At 34.7% G+C, this 19,766-nt stretch carries 15 protein-coding genes; 3 read left to right on the forward strand and 12 right to left on the reverse strand.

The window, feature by feature from the left end; translation table 11 throughout:
• Nucleotides 1-110: 110 nt before the first annotated feature.
• Both AC3IS5_RS12060 and AC3IS5_RS12065 read right to left on the reverse strand, forming a co-directional pair.
• Nucleotides 111-1,412, reverse strand: coding sequence for an NCS2 family permease (locus AC3IS5_RS12060; protein ID WP_489424631.1), 1,302 nt, complete (start codon nt 1,410-1,412; stop codon nt 111-113).
• A 293-nt stretch (nt 1,413-1,705) separates the two neighbouring features.
• Nucleotides 1,706-4,312, reverse strand: a complete 2,607-nt coding sequence (locus tag AC3IS5_RS12065) for a cation-translocating P-type ATPase (RefSeq protein WP_489424632.1) — start codon at nt 4,310-4,312, stop codon at nt 1,706-1,708.
• A gap of 605 nt (nt 4,313-4,917) precedes the next feature.
• Here AC3IS5_RS12065 and AC3IS5_RS12070 point away from each other — a divergent pair.
• Entirely contained in the window at nt 4,918-5,460 is a 543-nt protein-coding gene (locus tag AC3IS5_RS12070) for a hypothetical protein (RefSeq protein ID WP_489424633.1), read from the forward strand.
• A 300-nt stretch (nt 5,461-5,760) separates the two neighbouring features.
• Here AC3IS5_RS12070 and AC3IS5_RS12075 read toward each other — a convergent pair whose 3' ends face one another.
• From AC3IS5_RS12075 to AC3IS5_RS12090, 4 genes are read right to left on the reverse strand one after another with little or no spacing between them, the layout of a single operon-like run.
• Nucleotides 5,761-7,089, reverse strand: a complete 1,329-nt coding sequence (locus tag AC3IS5_RS12075) for a (Fe-S)-binding protein (protein ID WP_489424634.1) — start codon at nt 7,087-7,089, stop codon at nt 5,761-5,763.
• Nucleotides 7,082-8,494: an FAD-binding oxidoreductase gene (locus AC3IS5_RS12080; RefSeq protein WP_489427880.1), complete on the reverse strand. Its 1,413-nt coding sequence runs from the start codon at nt 8,492-8,494 to the stop codon at nt 7,082-7,084. Before AC3IS5_RS12080 ends, AC3IS5_RS12075 begins: the two co-directional genes overlap by 8 nt.
• 7 nt (nt 8,495-8,501) lie before the next feature.
• A complete protein-coding gene (locus AC3IS5_RS12085) occupies nt 8,502-9,377 on the reverse strand; it encodes a DUF6282 family protein (protein WP_489424635.1) in 876 nt (291 codons plus the stop codon).
• Nucleotides 9,349-10,278 (reverse strand): alpha/beta hydrolase, encoded by a 930-nt coding sequence (locus tag AC3IS5_RS12090; protein ID WP_489424636.1) that lies wholly within the window; start codon nt 10,276-10,278, stop codon nt 9,349-9,351. Before AC3IS5_RS12090 ends, AC3IS5_RS12085 begins: the two co-directional genes overlap by 29 nt.
• 174 nt (nt 10,279-10,452) lie before the next feature.
• On the opposite strand from AC3IS5_RS12090, the gene AC3IS5_RS12095 reads away from it, so the two are divergent.
• Nucleotides 10,453-11,820 (forward strand): sodium/glutamate symporter, encoded by a 1,368-nt coding sequence (locus AC3IS5_RS12095; protein ID WP_489424637.1) that lies wholly within the window; start codon nt 10,453-10,455, stop codon nt 11,818-11,820.
• An 88-nt stretch (nt 11,821-11,908) separates the two neighbouring features.
• The gene (locus tag AC3IS5_RS12100) at nt 11,909-12,628 is read left to right on the forward strand and encodes a FadR/GntR family transcriptional regulator (protein ID WP_489424638.1); all 720 of its coding nucleotides are present in this window, start codon (nt 11,909-11,911) and stop codon (nt 12,626-12,628) included.
• Nucleotides 12,629-13,249: 621 nt separating this feature from the next.
• Here the strand turns inward: AC3IS5_RS12100 and AC3IS5_RS12105 are convergent.
• The 6 genes from AC3IS5_RS12105 to deoD form a co-directional block, all read right to left on the reverse strand.
• On the reverse strand, nt 13,250-14,713 hold the full coding sequence (locus AC3IS5_RS12105) for a protein adenylyltransferase SelO (RefSeq protein ID WP_489424639.1): 1,464 nt from the start codon (nt 14,711-14,713) through the stop codon (nt 13,250-13,252).
• Between the two features lie 281 nt (nt 14,714-14,994).
• Entirely contained in the window at nt 14,995-15,474 is a 480-nt protein-coding gene (locus AC3IS5_RS12110; RefSeq protein ID WP_489424640.1) for a metal-dependent hydrolase, read from the reverse strand.
• A 367-nt stretch (nt 15,475-15,841) separates the two neighbouring features.
• Entirely contained in the window at nt 15,842-16,351 is a 510-nt protein-coding gene (locus tag AC3IS5_RS12115) for a hypothetical protein (protein ID WP_489424641.1), read from the reverse strand.
• Between the two features lie 261 nt (nt 16,352-16,612).
• Nucleotides 16,613-17,362 (reverse strand): GntR family transcriptional regulator, encoded by a 750-nt coding sequence (locus AC3IS5_RS12120; protein WP_489424642.1) that lies wholly within the window; start codon nt 17,360-17,362, stop codon nt 16,613-16,615.
• Between the two features lie 150 nt (nt 17,363-17,512).
• Complete coding sequence (locus AC3IS5_RS12125) at nt 17,513-18,850, reverse strand: MFS transporter (RefSeq protein ID WP_489424643.1); 1,338 nt, start codon at nt 18,848-18,850, stop codon at nt 17,513-17,515.
• A 153-nt stretch (nt 18,851-19,003) separates the two neighbouring features.
• A complete protein-coding gene (gene deoD / locus AC3IS5_RS12130) occupies nt 19,004-19,720 on the reverse strand; it encodes a purine-nucleoside phosphorylase (RefSeq protein ID WP_489424644.1) in 717 nt (238 codons plus the stop codon).
• Between the last annotated feature and the right edge of the window lie 46 nt (nt 19,721-19,766).

Raw genomic sequence — 19,766 nt, forward strand, 5'->3', positions numbered from 1 at the left:
ACTGAGTTAGATTGTAATCCTTTTACATCCCATATATTCAGACGAAACACCAATCATTCAATAAAAACATGACCCACCGCATCTAAACATGCAGTGGGTCATTTTCTGTATTAGTGAGGTAAGAATATTAATTGGAATGCAAATAGAATAGCAAAAACGTAAAGCAATGGATGAACTTCTTTCGCTTCACCTTTAGCAATTTTCAAAATTGGGTAAGTGATAAAACCAAAAGCAATCCCTGTTGAAATGCTTGAAGTTAGCGGCATAATCAAAATGATTAAGAATGCTGGGAACGCTTCTTCAAATTTACCCCATTCAATATCTTTTACAGATCCAATCATTAATGTACCAACAATAATTAGAGTTGGAGAAGTAATCGCTGTAACACCAGAAACAGCACTAACTAATGGTCCAAAGAATGAAGCAACGATGAATAGAATAGCGACAGTTAAGCTAGTTAAACCTGTACGTCCACCAGCAGCAACACCAGATGAAGATTCAACAAATGCTGTTGTTGGGCTTGTACCAAACATAGAACCAACAGTTGTAGCAACTGAATCAGCTAATAATGCATGACGTGCACGAGGCAATTTATCGCCCTTCATTAAACCTGCTTGCTTAGCGACACCAACCATTGTACCTGTTGTATCAAAGAGTGTAACTAAAATAAATGAGAATACAACGCCATATAATCCAAATGAAAAGACTTGGCTAAATGCTTCAATTGGATTCCAAATTAAAATACCTTCTGGTAAATGAGGAAGAGCTACTACTTTTTCAATGTGTAATTGATTAGTTAGCACTGCGACAATACCAGTAACAATCATACCGATAAATAGAGCACCTTTGACGTTACGTACCATTAAAATAACAGTAATGAATAAACCAAACAACGTTAAAAGTACACCAGGAGAAGTTAAATCACCTAGCTGTACTAAGTTACTATCACTTGCGACAACCACTTTGGCCATACGTAAGCCAAGGAATGCGATAAATAAACCAATACCTGCAGTAATTGCATGCTTTATATTTTGCGGAATCGTCGTTATTAGTTTTTCACGTAATGGAGTCAAAGATAAAAGAATGAAAATTATCCCTGCCACGAAAACTGCAGCAAAAGCTGTTAAATAGTCAATTTTACCACCAGAGGATATTACGACCGCATAAGTGAAATATGCATTCAATCCCATACCAGGAGCAATTGCGATTGGATAATTCGCACAAAGCGCCATCCATAACGTACCTATTACGGCAGATATAATAGTTGCCATAAATACTTGATCAAGTGGTACACCTGCATCCGATAATATTATCGGGTTTACAACAACGATATATATCATAGTGAGGAATGTAGTCATTCCTGCAATAAGTTCAGTCTTAACATTTGTACCATGTTCCTTTAAACGAAACATTTATATACCTCCTTCTTAAACACGAACATTTTTTGCAACATTAAATATAATATTCGCTTATAAGACGAAATGCAACCCTTTTCTCAAAGTCATTATTCTCTAAATTATTTGATTATATTTGAATAATGCGCTATTCCAAAGATTTTCTTATTATGCAATATATCTATAGAAGAAATTCTTTAATTGATAGGAATTATTACTGGTTTTCGACTAAAAGATGTAGATCTACCAATATTCAAATATTTGTGCACAAAAAAACAGACACTGCTAAGAGCGGCTGTTTTTTTGTGATATTATTTATTTCTCACAAACAGAAGTTTATACCACTGATTCACTAAAAACGGCATAATGGACAAGCTATAAATAATACCTAATTGTACTCCATTTAATTTTGCGACTTCAAATACACCCGTAAGTGATGGCATGAATAATACTAAATGTAAGCTTAAAAAACCGATTAAAAATGCTAGCCAAGTATATTTATTCGAGAATATACCAATTGTGAAGATCGATTCTTTTGATCTCGAGTTGAAGCCATGTACTAACCTTGACAAACATAATGTTGTAAATGCCATTGTGCTTGCGGTTAGAGTATCTCCCGTCGACAATCCCATTTCAAAAGCAATGATGGTTGCAATACCGATTAATAATCCTTCGAGCACCACTTGAGTAGTAAATTTTTTATTTAATAATGGAGTGTTAATATTTCTAGGCTTGTACTTCATTGTTTTCTTATTATGTGGCTCTAAACCTATTGCAATAGCTGGTAAACTATCGGTAAGTAAGTTGATAAATAATAGATGCACAGGGGCAAATGGTACTGGTAAACCTAATATTGTTGCATATAAAACAACAAATATAGCACCTGCATTACCTGACAATAAGAATAGAATGGCGTTTTTTATATTGGTATACATGCTTCTACCATTCGAAATAGCCTTGACAATCGTAGAAAAATTATCATCCGTTAATATCATAGAGGATGCATCTTTCGCTACCTCGGTACCGGTTATCCCCATCGCTACACCGATGTCTGCTTGTTTTAAGGCAGGGCCATCATTGACTCCGTCCCCCGTCATCGCAACGACATTCCCTTTCTCCTGCCAAGCTTTAACGATACGAATTTTATGCTCTGGTGTTACTCGGGCGTAGACGGAAATATCTGGAACTTTTTCTTGTAATTGTTGATCAGTTAACTCTTCAATTTCATATCCTTCAATCGCTTCTGAAGGATCTTCTAAAATACCAATTTGTTTGGCTATAGCAGTTGCTGTTATTTTATGATCCCCTGTAATCATAACTGGTTTAATACCAGCCTTTATACAGCTTTCTACCGCCTCTTTTGACTCTTCTCTAGGAGGATCCATCATCGCCACTAATCCTAAAAAGGTTAAATCACTTTCGACTGATACATCAATTTTTTGATTTTTTCTTGTTTCTTTGTAAGCAATCGCTAGTACCCGTAAACCATTCATGGAAAAGACACGATTCACATTTTCTATTTTTTTACGATGTTCCGCAGTAATATCAATGATGCCTTGAGATGTTTTGATTTTCACAATTTTAGCTAGAAGAACATCTAATGCACCCTTGGTAATCAAGACATTTTGTTGATTAATATGATTCACTGTACTCATAAGCTTTCTGTCTGAATCGAAAGGAATTTCCGCAATTCTTGGAAATTGATCTCTTACGATTAATTCGTCTAGATTGTACTGCTTCCCTAATTTTACAAGTGCAATTTCAGTAGGGTCTCCAATTTCTTTATGATCACTCTCCAAGGCGTTGTTACATAAAATTGCCTTTAAGATTAGATCCTTCTCGATTGCATTCTCTGTATGGAGTTGATTATGTGGAATAACTTTTTGATCGACATATACTTGCTGAACTATCATTTTATTTTGAGTGAGGGTTCCCGTTTTGTCAGAACAAATAACAGAAACACTTCCCAGACTTTCAACTGCATAGAGCTTGCGTATAATGGCATTTTCCTTTGCCATTTTTTGTGTCCCAAAAGCCAACACAATGGTAACAATTGAACTTAATGCTTCTGGTATTGCAGCAACTGCAAGCGAAACAGCAAACATAAACGATTCTACTATTTCACGGCCTCTAAGTAGATCGATAGTGAAAATGGCTACACAGATCATCGTGATACCTAATGCTAATTTTTCCCCAAATTGATCGAGACTTACTTGTAGAGGTGTTTTCTTCTCCTTTGCAGTATCTAGTAAATTGGCAATTTTCCCGATTTCTGTTTCCATTCCAATAGCTGTAACAATTACAATACCACGTCCATTAGTGACAAAGCTTCCAGTGAAAACCATATTTTTTTTATCACCAATGGTAACTTGATCATCTTCAATAGGTACTGTACTTTTTGCTACAGCCAACGATTCACCTGTCAGTGAGCTTTCATTTATATGCAGATTATAGCTTTCTAATAATCTTCCGTCAGCACTTACATAATCACCGGTCTCCAAATAGAGAAGATCCCCAACAACAATATCTTCTGAATCAATTTCAACAATCTGATTATCTCGCATCACTTTTGCAACTGGAGAGGTCAATTCTTTCAGATTGTCCAAAGACTTTTCGGCCTTTACATGCTGTACAGTGCCCAGGATTGCATTTAAAATAACAACAATCAGAATCACAATTGTACTTCCCACTTCACCTAATAGATATGAAATGACAGCAGCAATCATTAAAATAATGACTAATAAATCTTTAAACTGTCCAAAGAAAACGGCAATTGTGCTTGTTCTTTTTCCTGCCACCAATTCATTATAGCCGTATTCTTCTTGTCTCTTTTGGACGTCATAATCACTTAACCCTTGTTTTGTTACATCCAACATATCCATGACTTCAGTTGATGATTGTTGATGATATTCTGACATCTGATTCTCCTTCCAGTCTGAAATTATTAGACTATCATGCTAATTATTGAAACTCTCAGCTGTTCCGTATTTACCTATAGAGTCTCCTGAAACTTAAATAACTCAATTCGGAATGTTTTTGGAAGTTAGCTTAAACATCGTATTCATATGCCAGTAGCTAAAGAATCGATAACCTTCTAACTCATTTTGAACGTAACAGTTCCCTAAAAATTTTGTGTCATTTCCCTTAGACCTAACTATATTTGATAAAAAAACTCTAAATTCTCACCTTATAGACCCTATTTAGGTTGTCCTTCCATATAAAGGTTACGAATTCAATTGAATAGATTTCAGGAAAATAGCATTCGATGATAAACATTACAATTTCCCTCTCTATCTACTCCATCTCAATAATATTTTTACTTTAACAATTCTATTCAAATTTACATTCCAGTATGATAATAATCGATATAGAAATTAAAATAATTGTGTATTTGTGAAAATATTAAATAGATTCACAATTACATATGCCTTAGTTTCAAACATTTTGTACTTAGTAAGTTTCTTTCTAAATTACTGAGAATTTTCTGGGGAAAATATATTACTTATAATGGAGTGTGAACGGATTGATATCCAAAGCTGAAATAATAGAACAACCCTATTCAGGGCAGTTCGAAGAGAGAATTTATGATATTCCTAATCAGTCGAATACTCAAGACTGGACTTGGATCAAATTTGAAAATGCGGATTTTAATGAATGGTGTGGTCAATTTAGAGGAGCACAACGAGCGGTTGCTTTATCAAAAAAATATAATAAGATTTTAGTTCTCACTTCTGATTATCTATTTCAAATAGATTGTTTAAGTGGTGAACTAACTGAGTATGAGTCTATAAATGAAACGGGAAAAATATATCAAGATTTAACAGTAACACCCTGTGGAGATTTCATTATAGCCGACTATTACAATATTGAAAAAATCGGGGTTACAATTAACAATAGACAACTCTTTGAAAATCCAATTGCTATGGATATGATCAAGTTCAATGGTTGGTCAAACAATAAATTAACTATTATATGTGAAGAAATCGGAATCATAGATAGTAAAGTAACGTTAGAACTTAATGAAGAAACATCCGAAATTACTGTATTAAAAATCAAATATTATTAAAACTCGTTTTCAATATGTTGGATAATAATTTATAGGGGAATTTGGGATACAGGAAGAAGGCATTTCTGTAGAGATTAAGATAATCTTACTTTAAGTGAAAATGAATATTAACGGAGAAAAACAGAAGAATTACTTCTGTTTTCTCTAGTTTAAATTTTATATTTATAAAAGTATCGTGTGCTTTCAGCTACTATTGTTCATTTCTCATTATTATTCTTTAGTTATAACGTATTATTAACAATAAATATTAGCAATAATAGTGGTAGTAACTTTTACACATGGTTATTCTTCCAAACTATTTTATTGGATATGAATTCCACAAGCTCTAGCCAATAACTCAACAATGTGTATTGATTCTGGTTTCTTTTCCCCAAATGTATTGATTCCGTGTGTCATTTGAATCAAACATCCTGGATTAGCCGTCAGCATAATATCAGGTTGAATATGATCTACTTCATCAATTTTTTCATCTAGAATTTTCATAGATTCGTCGTAATGTTGAACGTTATATATACCTCCAGATCCGCAGCACGAGTTTTTACTTGGTAACTCTATATACTGAATGCCAGGTATTTGCTGAATTAACTTTTCAGGATAATCCCCCGCTTTTTGTACATTCGATAGATGACAAGAAGGCTGATAAGTTACGACTTTATTTATGGTTTCGGTAAATGGTAATGAATCTAAAGAGACTAGTACCTCAGATATATCTTTAATCTTTCTCGTAAAGTCTTTGATTCTTGTTTCCCATTCTTTATCAACTTCATCTTGAAATAGATGGTCGTATTCTTGCAGAAGTGCACCGCAACCACCAGCATTGGTAATGATTGCATCAACCTCGTACTGTTCAAACGCCAGTAGGTTTTCTTTTGCTAATTGTTGCGCCTCTTTCAATTGGCCTTGATGAGCGTGGAGGGCACCACAACAAGTTTGTTCTTGAGGGATATAAACGTCACATCCAGAAATACGTAATAGCTCGAGTGTATAATGATTTACATGATAGAAAAGAGCATCATTTATACAACCAAGGAATAAAGAGACAGTTTTCACAGAGGTTTCTGTCTTCGCTTTATAGAATTCCCCTCTTTTAATCTGGTATTTTTTTGATGGAACTGTTGGTAAAGACTTTTCAAAGCCTCCAATATTTTTGACAAGTTTTTCTGATAAGTTTGTAGACCGTACAACTTTCTGAATTCCACTTTTTTGGTACAGATAATACAAATCACCTGAAAACTTCATTGTTTTTTTCTTCGTAAATAGTTGATTTAATGCAAAGTCCTTGAGTCGATTATTTTTCTTATTGAGGACTTCTAGGTCGTGTATCTTTTTTTTAGCTTGTTCCAAAATTGAACCATAAGGAACATTAACAGGACAAGCAACTTCACATGCGCGACAACCTAGGCAAAGATCAATGGGATCCTTTAAATCTTCTAATACATCAATTTTTCCTTCCGCTGCCATTTTAACTAGATTAATTCTTCCTCTTGGGGAAGCACTTTCTGTTCCCATTGATACATAGGTAGGGCAAGATGGTAGGCAGTAGCCACATTGAATGCATTGATTGACTTCATCATAGGTTTTATCACTAAAAACCGCTGTTGCTTTTTTTTTTGTACTTGTATTAATCATTCTGTATTAGCACCACCCTTGTTTGACCTTTCTGCGGAAACATTTTACCCGGATTAAGGATGTTGTTTGGGTCCCAAGCTTCTTTTATTTTTTTCATCAAATCCAGTGTCAAACCTAGTTCATTTCTCATGTACGGTGCTTTTAGGATACCAATACCGTGTTCACCTGATAGAGTTCCACCTAGGTCAATGGCAGCCTGAAAGATTTCCCCAACCGCTTGTTCTACCTTTTTCATCTCTTCAATATTTCTCTTATCTGTAATGATATTTGGATGTAGATTCCCATCACCAGCATGTCCAAAAACTACTAAATTCAGATTGTATTTTTCACGAATGATATGCAGTTTTTCAATCATATCTGGGATTTTACTTCTCGGAACAGTGGCATCTTCAGAAATTTTCGTTGGGCCTAACTGAGTAATTGCTGGCGACACCATCTTCCTTGCTTTCCAGATATTAATACGATCTTCTTCTGATTTAGCTACCTTTACCTTTGCTTTAGAAAACGATTTACATATTTCTGAGCATTTATCGATTTCTTCATTGACAGATGCTTCATGTCCATCTAATTCAATGATGACAATCGCTTCAGCGTCAAGAGGAAGTCCCGATGGTCGATAATGCTCAACAGCAGCAATACAATATTTATCCATAAGTTCCATGGCAGCTGGTAATACACCCGAAGATAGAATACCAGTTATGGCTTTTCCAGAATCAGCTATACTTTGAAAAGAAGCGAGCAAGGTCATTTTATGTGCTGGTTTTGGTATTAGTCGCAACGTAATTTCTGTTACTACACCTAGTAATCCCTCTGAACCTACGATTAGTCTCGTTAGGTCAAATCCTGTAACATTTTTAACCGTTTTTCCCCCTGTACGGACGATGTCCCCTGTTGGAGTAACTAATTCTAAACCAATTACATACTCTTTTGTCGTTCCGTACTTTAACCCTCTTGGTCCACTTGAATTTTCAAGAATGTTTCCACCAATAGTTGAAACATTGGAGCTACTTGGATCTGGTGGGTAAAATAAACCTTCACTTTCTGCTTTTTCATGGATACTTGATGTGATCACACTTGATGTCACAATTGCGAGCATATTTTCTTTGTCTATCGTTAATGATTTCGGATATTGGGACATATCAAGAACAATCCCACCCATAGTTGGGAGAGGTCCACCACTTAAAGAAGTGGCAGACCCTCTAGGATAGACTGGAATCTTGTTAATATTAGCCAACAAGATAATTTTACTAATTTCCTCTTTTGATTGAGGCTGAAGTACAATATCAGGTAAATATTCACCAAATGAAGCATCATAGCTAAATGAGAACAAGTCCTTCTTTTTGGTAAGGATCCTGTTTTCTTGGACAATATTTCTTAACTCATTCAGGATTTTTTCATTAATCATACTCATTTTAATCAACACCTAATAAGGTTTTTGGGTTTTTTTGTAACATCTTAACGATTTGATCTTCTTTAATCCCATACTTTAAAAGACCTTCAACAAAGCTATTCAAAGCATATACTGGAGCTTCATGATGTGGTTGCCCATGGTCAGTAACTAAAATACACGACTCGTATCCGATAATTTCAATTGTTTTCGCCATTTCTTGAACAGTTAAATCATGAAAGTCTGATGTACATGCTAAGAAACATTTTTCAATGATACAGCCTTGGGACACAAAAAATTGTTGATCCTCAAGTGGAATTTTTGATATCCCCATATCCGCATGCTGAATAAGAATTTTTTCAACTCCTGCTGCCTTAGCAGCAGAAACAATTAGATGTTGTTCTTTTAAAGATAAATGACCTGTTGCTAACACAGCATCATATTCTTTTATCAGCCGAAATATATCTTCTACTTCTTCAATCAATTGACCACCTTCTTCAATGGACACTGTTGATTCAGATAAAAGTGGATTTCCATTAAACAGTTTCGTATTTTTCTTTTTAAAGTAATGTTGATGTTGCCCAGCTGAAATGGTAGGAAACCAAACAACCTTTCCGCCCATTTTTAAAGCTGTTTCTACCGCATATGGGTTAAGCCCTCCAACATGTTGGTTTAGAACGATTCCTCCAAATACATTAAGAGATGGTTCTTTCTTATTTATAAGAAATGCTCGTTCAACAGTTGATGACTCATGACTTTTTAACACTAGTCCGCCCATTTTTGCTTGCTTTGCATCTTCTACAAGCTCCCAGTCCGTTTGTTTTCTATTAAAAATACTGGGAGAACTGTGAACATGAAATTCATATGCCCCTTTAAGTAAGGGATGGAACTGGTTCGTCACATATATCATCTACCATCTTCAAACTCTTTTGAAAAAACTCATCAAGTTTGTTATTTAAGTGGATAAACTCTGGATGGTCCTTAAACATGAAATCATTATGTTTTCCTTCAATCCAATAGAATGTTTTTGGAGAATTCGCCTTTTGATAAAGAGAAACTGATTCTGAATTTGGATGTAAAAGGTTATCTCTCCCATGTCCGATAAATAACGGTACTGGAGAAATCTTCTTGACAACATCCTCTGCATTCGTCTCTAAAATTGAATCTGTAAATAACAATTGTGTTGGATGACCGTAACCATAAACTGAAGATAATTCATTTTCTACATAATCCTTTGTAGCTGGGTCAAGTGGGTAATGAATAAATGTTTCTTCTAATCGAGATTTCCCTGTAGTCGCTCTTAATTTACGATCTTCATCAAGAACTCTTTCAATCTCTACAAAGTCCACATAAGTATGGATGGATTTTAACCATCTTTCCCCATTATAAAAACCATTTAAACCAGCTACTGCTTTTACTCTGCTATCCTTTGCTGCTACGTGGACAACGTTACAAGCACCCATTCCCCAACCAACAAGACCAATTTTATTCTTATCTACACTGTCATTAGTCGATATATAACTAATAGCATGTTGAATGTCTCTTACCTGTTCTTCTAACAAGACACGTCCTTTTTCTCCTTCGCTATTAGCGAAACCACGGTAGTCAAAACCAAAACATAGGTATCCTTTTTGTGTTAATTTTTCGGCAAATAATTTAGGATAAAATTCATTAAACCCTTGGTAGCCTGAGTTAATAATAATAGTGGGATATTGGTTCCCCTCATCAAATTGTTCTGGATAGTAATAACTCCCCTTCAACTTTAATCCATCACTATAAAATTCTACTTTTTTCTCTAACAATCCAATCACCTCATAAGAATTTATTTTTAAAAATAAAAGAACTTTACTCTAAGCTTGTAATACAAGTATACCTCTTTTATGTCTTTTTTCAATGAAAAATTGTAATTTTCTAAAAATATTGTATACTTGCATTACAAATAATTTTAGTTTTACTTATTTAAAAGGAGGATGAAAATGAACGAGTTTACAATTTGGGCATTGATGATTGATATTAGTATTGTGTCAGGTTTGCTGTTAGTAGGAACAATTTTACGAGCGAAAATAACATGGATTCAATCTCTATTTTTGCCTGCTAGTATCATAGCTGGTTTTATTGGACTAGCCCTTGGGCCAAGTGGATTAAATATACTCCCTTTCTCGGACCAATTTGCTACATATCCTGGATTATTAATTGCTATAATATTTGCCAGTATTCCAATAGGCAATGAGAAGGTCAAAATAGGAGAAATCATTGGTCGTGTAAGAGAAATGTGGTCCTATTCAATGTTATTAACGTTGTTAATGTGGGGTGGAGGAGCCCTTTTTGGCCTGTTGGTCATTGGTCAAATGTTTACGGACTTGCCAAGTGGATTTGGATTAATTTTAGGAGCAGGATTTTTAGGCGGTCATGGTACAGCAGCCGCGCTTGGAGAAGCATTTAGTCTACATGGCTGGGAAGAAGCTAAGAGTCTAGGTATGACATCCGCTACCATTGGGATATTAGTTGCTGTCTTAGGTGGAATAATTCTTGTTAAAAGAGGTACTGAAAAAGGTCATACAAAATTTATTTCTAGCTTTAAAGATATTCCTTCTGAAATGCGATCAGGGTTAATCAAATCCGATGATCGCACTAGTATGGGTAAGGAGACAGTATCATCAAACTCTATTGATCCATTAGTTTTACATCTATCCATCATTGCATTTGTTGTTGGTGTATCTTATGGGGTAACTCAAGTATTGGGATCGCTTTTACCAGGAATTGCTGTGCCTTTACTTAGTATCGCCTTTGTTGTAGCATTAATTTTTCAATTTTCAATTAGAAAAGTAAAGGCCGACTCTTATGTCGATCAACGAATAATGAATCGAATTGGCGGAAGTGCTACCGACTATTTAGTTGTCATCGGTATTGCTTCTATAAATGTAACAGTAGTTATGGATTATGCCACAGCATTAATTTTATTATTTGTTTTTGGAACTATTTGGGCATATCTCATCTTTAAGTTTATCGGGCCAAACATATTCAAAGATTTTTGGTTTGAGAAAGCCTTATTCGGTTGGGGCTGGAGCACAGGAACAGTAGCAATGGGGCTTTCACTTCTCCGTATTGTAGATCCTGAGTTAAAAAGTAAAACCTCAGATGATTATGCTTTATCATATATAGGCATGGTCCCCGTTGAAATTATGATTATTACTTTTGCACCTCTACTGGTTTCCATGGGGCACCCTTGGATTTTGCCAATTATACTTCTTGTTATGGGAGCAGCTATTATCGTAGCCTATAAGTATTTTGGGTTATGGGGTATATCTACAAAAGTAAAGACCTACAATAAGAAATTTAGCTAAGTCTCGAAAAAGCCTTTCATGACCACTATTATTTCCATGTTATAATAGTAAGAAATGAACGGCTTTTATAATAAAAGGAGAATCAGTGATGATCGTTAGAAAACGTGTATCTGATCAAGTTATAGAAGAAATTAAAAATAAAATAAAAACCGGAGAGTTCCCAATAGATTCAAAGCTCCCGTCAGAAAATGAATTAGCAAAAATGTTTAATGTAAGCCGTGTTCCAATACGTGAAGCCTTAAGTGCATTATCTTCTCACGGAATAATAGAATCCGTCCATGGAGGTGGTAGTTGGGTTCGACCTAAGCCTTTTGAAAAACTAATCGATCAATCATTAATCGAGGTAATATCATATAAACAAATAATAGAGTTGTTGGAAATGCGGATCATCCTAGAAACAAAAGCAACTTTTTTAGCAGCACAACGGCATGATGACAATGACTTGAATAAGATGTATCAAGCACAAGAAATGCTTTTTAAAGAGCTAGATCAAACAAATAAAATTAACGATGAATCAGATTTTCTTTTTCATCAATCTATTGTTCACTCTACAAAAAATGAAGTCCTTATTCGGACGTTAGAAAACTTATCTGATATCTACAATCGAGCTTTAAAGGCCTCCCTTACCATCAATACTAAGATTGAAGGAAAAAAGAAACAAGTTTACGAAGAACACCAAGCAATTTTAAAGGCAATTTCACTTCGAGATGCTGAAGGAGCAGAAGCTGAAATGTTTAAGCATTTATCCAACAGCTTAGAGAAGCTCAAAGCTAGGCGAGATGAGTTTAATGAAAATATTATTGATTAGCTTAATTAATGATAAAGTTTGGATTTACATTTGCAACGATGGTTACAAATATGGCTGTTTTACCTTTAAGTGAATCGAAATTAATTTTGGTTTCTGTATGGAAACGATATTCCCTTAAGAAATTGATAAGTTCACAGCCTAATGGAAAAAGATGAGGTAATAACTCTTCTTTGAAATACAATAATAAAGTCGCTGAAATGCATGCAGAGAATGAGCGTATTCGCTCAAACTATGAAGCAAAGCTAGAGGCATTTAAGAAGGATAAACCGAAGAAGTGATGTCAAGGAAAGCATCGAAGCCCCTCCAATGTTTATTTGTGGGGCATCGATGCTATTTTTCATATATAGTTCTTGCATTTGAATCCGCTCAAAGAGTTATTTATCAAATTTCACATGTTGCTAGTTGAACTTCATCTTTTCTCATGATTTCCTCTATGAAAAGGTCAATTTTGAAGGAAAAAATGCCCCGCTAGTTTAAGTACATTTCTTCATAATTTGTGTAGAAAAATATCACCATAAACATCCAACAAAAAAATCATCTCACCTCTAAGAATTCAAAAGAAGTGAAATGATTTTAATCAATCTTTATTATTAAAAATCATTTTTTAAAAAAGCTTCGTTATCAAGTACCACAATAAGTACGGTATGGCACTGTTGATGTAGATATCGTGGCATATTCAGTTTGCTCTGCTGAATACTCATAAGGATTTGAAAGTACATTTAAAAGTCGCTTCATCACACTATAGTCACCCTGCTTCACTGCTGCTTCTAGTGCAGCTTCTACCCGATGGTTACGTGGGATGACCGCTGGATTACTATCTCGCATCAACTGATTCGATGATTTTTGCGATTCTTGTTGTCTGCTTAGTCTCGCTTGCCAGAGCTCGTACCACTGTGCGAATTCTTGAGTCCCGTAAAGGGCAGTTTCATCCATTGCGTCTAAAGTTAAAGCGCGAAAAGTATTAGTATAATCTACACGATTCTTCTTCATCATACTTAAGAGTCCTTTAATAAGAGCTTCATCTTCGTCCTCTTCATTAAATATCCCAAGCTTTGCTCTCATTCCTGCAAGCCAATTGGATTGATACAACTCATTAAACCCTGATAGCTCATTTTGGGCAAGTTCGATACCCTGCTCCAGATTATCATGTAATAGTGGCAATAGAGTTTCAGCAAATCGCGCAAGATTCCAACCTGCTAATAATGGCTGATTGCCATAAGAATAACGTCCTTGAGTGTCAATGGAACTGAACACGGTTTCTGGGTCATAGACATCCATAAAAGCACAAGGACCATAATCAATAGTTTCGCCACTAATGGTCATGTTATCTGTGTTCATCACTCCATGAATAAAACCAACGAGTTGCCATTTAGCAATAAGCTTCGCTTGACGCTCGATCACTTCTTGAAGTAACGAAAGATATTTGTCCTCATTTGCTTCTATGTTAGGAAAATGACGCTCAAGTGTATAGTCAGCCAGAGTCCGGAGTTCATCTATTGTGCCGAAGTTTGCAGCATATTGAAAAGTTCCAACACGTATATGACTAGCTGCCACACGAGTCAAAACTGCACCCGGTAGTTCGGTTTCGCGGATAACTGGTTCACCAGTTGTTACTACTGCAAGACTACGGGTAGTAGGGATACCAAGCGCATGCATGGCTTCGCTAATGATATATTCGCGTAGCATTGGTCCTAGAGTTGCACGACCATCACCACCGCGGGAGTATGGTGTTCTACCCGATCCTTTAAGCTGAATATCAATTCTCTTTCCATTTGGTGATATGTGCTCACCTAACAGTACTGCTCGGCCGTCTCCTAGCATATTAAAATGACCGAATTGATGCCCCGCATAAGCTTGAGCAAGTGGCGAAGCGCCTTCAGGAATCTGATTTCCTGCAAGTATTTCTATACCCTCTTCTTTTTGTAATTCTTGAACGTCTAAACCCAAAGCTGTTGCCAACTCACTATTGAAAATTATCAACTCCGGTGAATTTGCAGGAGTTGGATTGATGCTTGAAAAAAAAGTGTTCGGCAGACGGCTATAACTGTTGTCAAAGTTCCAACCTGTTTCATTATTTATTGTCATGGTTTCTCCTTTTTTGTCTTTATATATATACACTTTCTCTTACATGAAGTAATAACGAAAAACATTTTAAATTTTTTCGTTATCTTCATTCTATAAAAACACAATGCATTTCTTTTTAATGTTTACTTCTGCTTATTTATTATACCGTTTGCACAGTTTCAAGTCCTTTTTATTTTCAGAGTTGCGCATTTATTAATCAACACTTTATAAGGATAGATAAATTTTATCTCTTATAAAAAAATCCCCTTAAGTCAATAAAGACTTAAGAGGAAATCTCTGTTTTAGAGTAAATGAACAATAGTTTTAAATGCAAAATACACGCTAATAATTGTTAATACAGTAGCGACTATATTCTCCACCTTACTCCCTGTTCGAGTTGTAAGCGGGAATCGCACTGTGATTTTTAGTGGAAAGAATAACTTAATGCCATTTTTTGTAGCCATATCAAGCAAATAATGGCTGACCATTCCTAGTAATACGCCTGCTGTGATGGATTCATTCGAAATATATGTATTCATAACAATGGACATTAATAATAAAAATAGCAAACTATGTGTGAACGATCGATGCCCAAATATCTTATTGACAATTTTTGATGTGAAACGGAACGTCCGTCCAATTTTACTGCCACTGTGGCAAATATCCGGAATCAAAGCTCCTACAACACTTGAACCAATGAGTACTAATGGATCGTAATTTGAAATTTGTGCAAAAGCAAGACCTGCTGTAATGCCGCCTAAGATGTGAGTATTTCCTGTCATGCTTGTAATTCTCCTTAATTCTATTAAAATGTGTGCCCTTTTACATTACACTAATCATAGTCATAATTATATATATAATATTGTTTTTTTGATAAACAAACAAATGTTTTGAGTTATTTTACCTAAGTACACAATCTCCAAATAAGGCTCCTATCTTTTGACCAATGATGGGCTAAACTTTGTTAGTGTAGTAGTGATGCAATAAAAAAACGCACCCTTAAATGTTATTTTTGTATAACATTTAAGGGTGCATTTATAGATATAGTTGTTTTTGCCACTTCTATACTTCTGGTATAACATTTATCATCTCAACAAAATACATCTGAGTTTTACTTTGGTCTAATTATACAACCTTACACACTTTTTTCTAATACACGGTTTTCAACGTATTTGTTTTACGATCGTACTTTGAAATATAGGTGTATTCTATATCTAGGAAACGATTATAGTATGTAGTAATAAGCTTGTTATTAGATACATAGCGCACAGTTTGAGCCCCAACTTCGCCTTTGATTTTCACTTTAGTCAACTTTCCATTTTTAATCGCATAAATTTTTTCTACATATGGCCAACCATGATGCTCATAAATGCAAAAGATTAATGTAGGTTGATTTGCCCGATGCATTACCTTCACGACAGCTTTATCAATCTCAGTATCTTTAAATACAGTACTCACATTTTTTGTACTTTTCCCGGGATACTTTACGGTAAAGCGGTAGCCATCAAATCCATTACTTGTTTGTAGTTTCAATGATTTTAAATCGCGATCCACTGCAGGATACGATTTTGCTAAAGCTCTGTTGTTACCTGTAGTACTAAATGTAAAAATAGAAACTACTAGTAAAATACTTGTAAGGTAGACAATAATTTTTTTCATTCCATCAACTCCTTATAGGTATATTATCACTAATAATTGATAAAAAATAGATTAAATCATGATTGTGGACTCACGCTCTTAAATATTTTTTTCTTATAGTAAGGTTCACCTTACTATGTCTATAATGTTTAACTAAAGTAGTGTGGTATAAATATGTACACAGAGGAGTCTTTTTCAGTGCTTTGTACTTTTCTGTGATAAAACACTATCTCAAAGGTTAAAAACCATGCTAAAACGTCACTATGAAGCCCTGTGGTTATATCAAAACTTCTCCTTCACCGCATTTACTTTTAAGAGACTATACTCTCTAGGTATGTAAAATTTATTGTAAACTAATGGATAATCCTCATGAATAAAAACACTCTCTAATAATAAATCACAGTCTTCCCCACCGACTACTTTATATTTCTGTGATGAAGAATTAACAGACGTTGAACGCTTTAAGTCAATCGTAGATCTATTTGCAAGCTCATAAATTCGGGTTTCAAGCATTTCTAATAGTTGATCATTATCTTGCAAATCTAAATTTAATTCAGATACGGTCTCAATTGCCATATTCGTAAAGGAATAAGCCACAACTTCCCCAGCACTTTTATACCACCGCTCCAACGTAACAACAGCAGCAGACTTTCTGCATAATACTTGCTGCGTATACTCACTATCCAAATCAATACTAAAACTCATCTCAACATCGTCTATTTGTTTCGTATGAGATTTATACAGAGGATTCCCTATTTTCTCTATGCCTACTTTCTGATTATTAGTTGGAATATTCGTAATGAAATTCCCTTTGCCATGCACTGTTTTAACCAGACCATCGTCTTGTAGTAGAGAAAGGGACTGTCTTAATGTCATTCTACTAACCCCGAACATTTTTGCTAGTTCGGGTTCCGCTGGTAATTTTCCATCTAACATGAACGTACCATTCTTGATGAGTTTATATAATTGATCATATACAGTAATATACAATGGTTTTTTTCTTTCTTGTATGTTCGCGATTTTGAATTCCACCTTCACACACACCTATATTATTTTAGATTATGGATCCTCATCTATTTGTTTCTTTAATATGTATTTTTAATTCTTTTCATTTCCTAAATATATAATAAAAAATGTGTCACAGTTTATTATCTGTGACACATTTACTAGAACTAACTTCCGTTAATTAGTTTTTGCTGATTTACCTAATAGAGTCACAAACAGTCCTAAACTAACAACTGCAATAATTGAAAGGACAATTAGGATAGTTGAAGCTTCTACTTTATCAAGCATTGCTGCAGTGTATGTGATACCGATAGAAGCAGCCACATTCAATGTTAAATTGTAGAAACCAATTGCTGTTCCTGATTTATCTTTTGGTATTGTTCTAATACATGTTTCAAGCATAGGTGCATACATGAAAGCAAATGAACCTGAGAATAACATCATAGAAATAACAAAAATGACAACCGTGCTTCCAACAAATAAACCTGGAATTAATAAGCTAGCAGCAATACCTATAAGTGCAATAGTGATTGCTTGTTTACTGCTTAAATATTTCGCAATTTTCCCAGAAAGCATACCAACAATAATTGCTGCAATGTACCCAGGGATTAATAATAATGAGATAACATCTAGTTTTAAACCATATACTCCTTCAAGAATAAATGGGAAAGTAAAAATATAGCCTAATTGAACTGTATAAATTACAAATGCAACTGATAAAGTTCTAATAAAATTCTTATTTTTGAAGAAAGTAATATCTATTAGCGCTTTAGGGCTTTTGCTTATATACACTAAGAATAATGTCATAGCAATGATAAAACCAACTAAATATAGCCAATTAAAGTCTGAAATAAAGAGAATAACCGATGTAGCAATTGCAGCGATCAAAAATAATCCAATTACATCAACGTAGCTTTTTTTAGACTCTTCTTTCGGAAGATATTTCATGATAAATGGAACAAGAGCTATTGTTACTAAAGGAATTATAAATAGAGTCGTCCAATGTAAATATGTTGAAACAAACCCTCCTGTTACAGAACCAATTACAAGTGACAAAGAATAACTACTTGTACTAAACCCTAAAAACTTTTTCTGGTCAGCTTTTGGCAAGTGCTTTGTAACGTAAATCACATATAACGTTTCAGCAGATGCTAAACCAGCCGTTTGAATAATTCTCGAAAAAAGAATCATCGCATATGAATCTTTAAAAACGTAACCCATCACAGAACCAGCACAAATCATAATAACACCAGCAATTAAAAGCGTTCTGATATTAATCGAATCAGCTAAGGAAGCGTATACAACTGCTCCAATACCAATTACAAGACCTGCAAGAGTAGCTTGCCAGCTAACAGTTGTTACTGAAATTCCAAGGTCATCTGCTATTGCTACTGAAACTAATTTAAACGAATTATCAATAGTCAATGCGAATACAAAGAAAAGTAAAATTATAGGTACTGCCTTTTTTACATTATGGTTTTGTGATGCTGATGATTTTTCACTTATTGCGACCATTCTATGGCTCCCTGTCTTAAGAAAATTAATTTTATCTAATATTTAAAATGTTATTTTGACATGGAATCTACTGCTACATTTAGAAGCAGTTAAATTTTCTAATTTAACTGCTTCCTCTTATTCACACTCGTTGTATTCCACTAAAATAATTAATTAAGCTAGCTCTAATGCGATTTCCATCATTTTAGTAAATGCTGTTTGTCTTTCTAATTGCGTTGTTTGCTCATGTTTGAAGATATGGTCACTAATTGTTATGATACAAAGAGCATTTACACCTGCTTGCGCAGCATTCATGTAAAGTGCAGCAGATTCCATTTCTGCACATAAAATGCCCATTTTACTCCATCTTTCCAATGCTGTTGGATCAGCATTGTAGAAGATATCACTAGAAAGAACATTACCAACGCGAACCGGATATCCTTTTTCATCAGCAACCTTCTTAGCTTTCTCAAGTAATTCATAAGATGCAGTAATTGAATAATGACCTGGTAGATTAAATTGGTGCGCGTAATTTGAATCTGTCGCAGATCCCATTGCAAACACGATATCATACAAGTTCAGGTCTTCTTGAATCGAACCAGCTGATCCAATACGGATTAAGTTTTTAACGCCGAACACATTGATTAATTCCCATGAATAGATCCCCATGCTAGCTGCTCCCATACCTGTACCCATTACAGATATTTTTTGTCCTTTAAAAGTACCTGTATATCCAAGCATGCCACGCACTTCATTGAACTGCACAACATCTTCTAAATAATTTTCTGCAATAAATTTAGCTCTTAATGGATCCCCTGGTAATAGAATTGTTTCTGCAATTTCTACTCCATTAGGTTTAATGTGTGGTGTTTCTTTGTGATTTGTACTCATCGAATAAATCTCCTTTGAAAATGTTTTATATAGTCGTTTTACTCTA

The sequence above is a fragment of the Viridibacillus sp. KH_047 genome, from assembly GCF_057838945.1.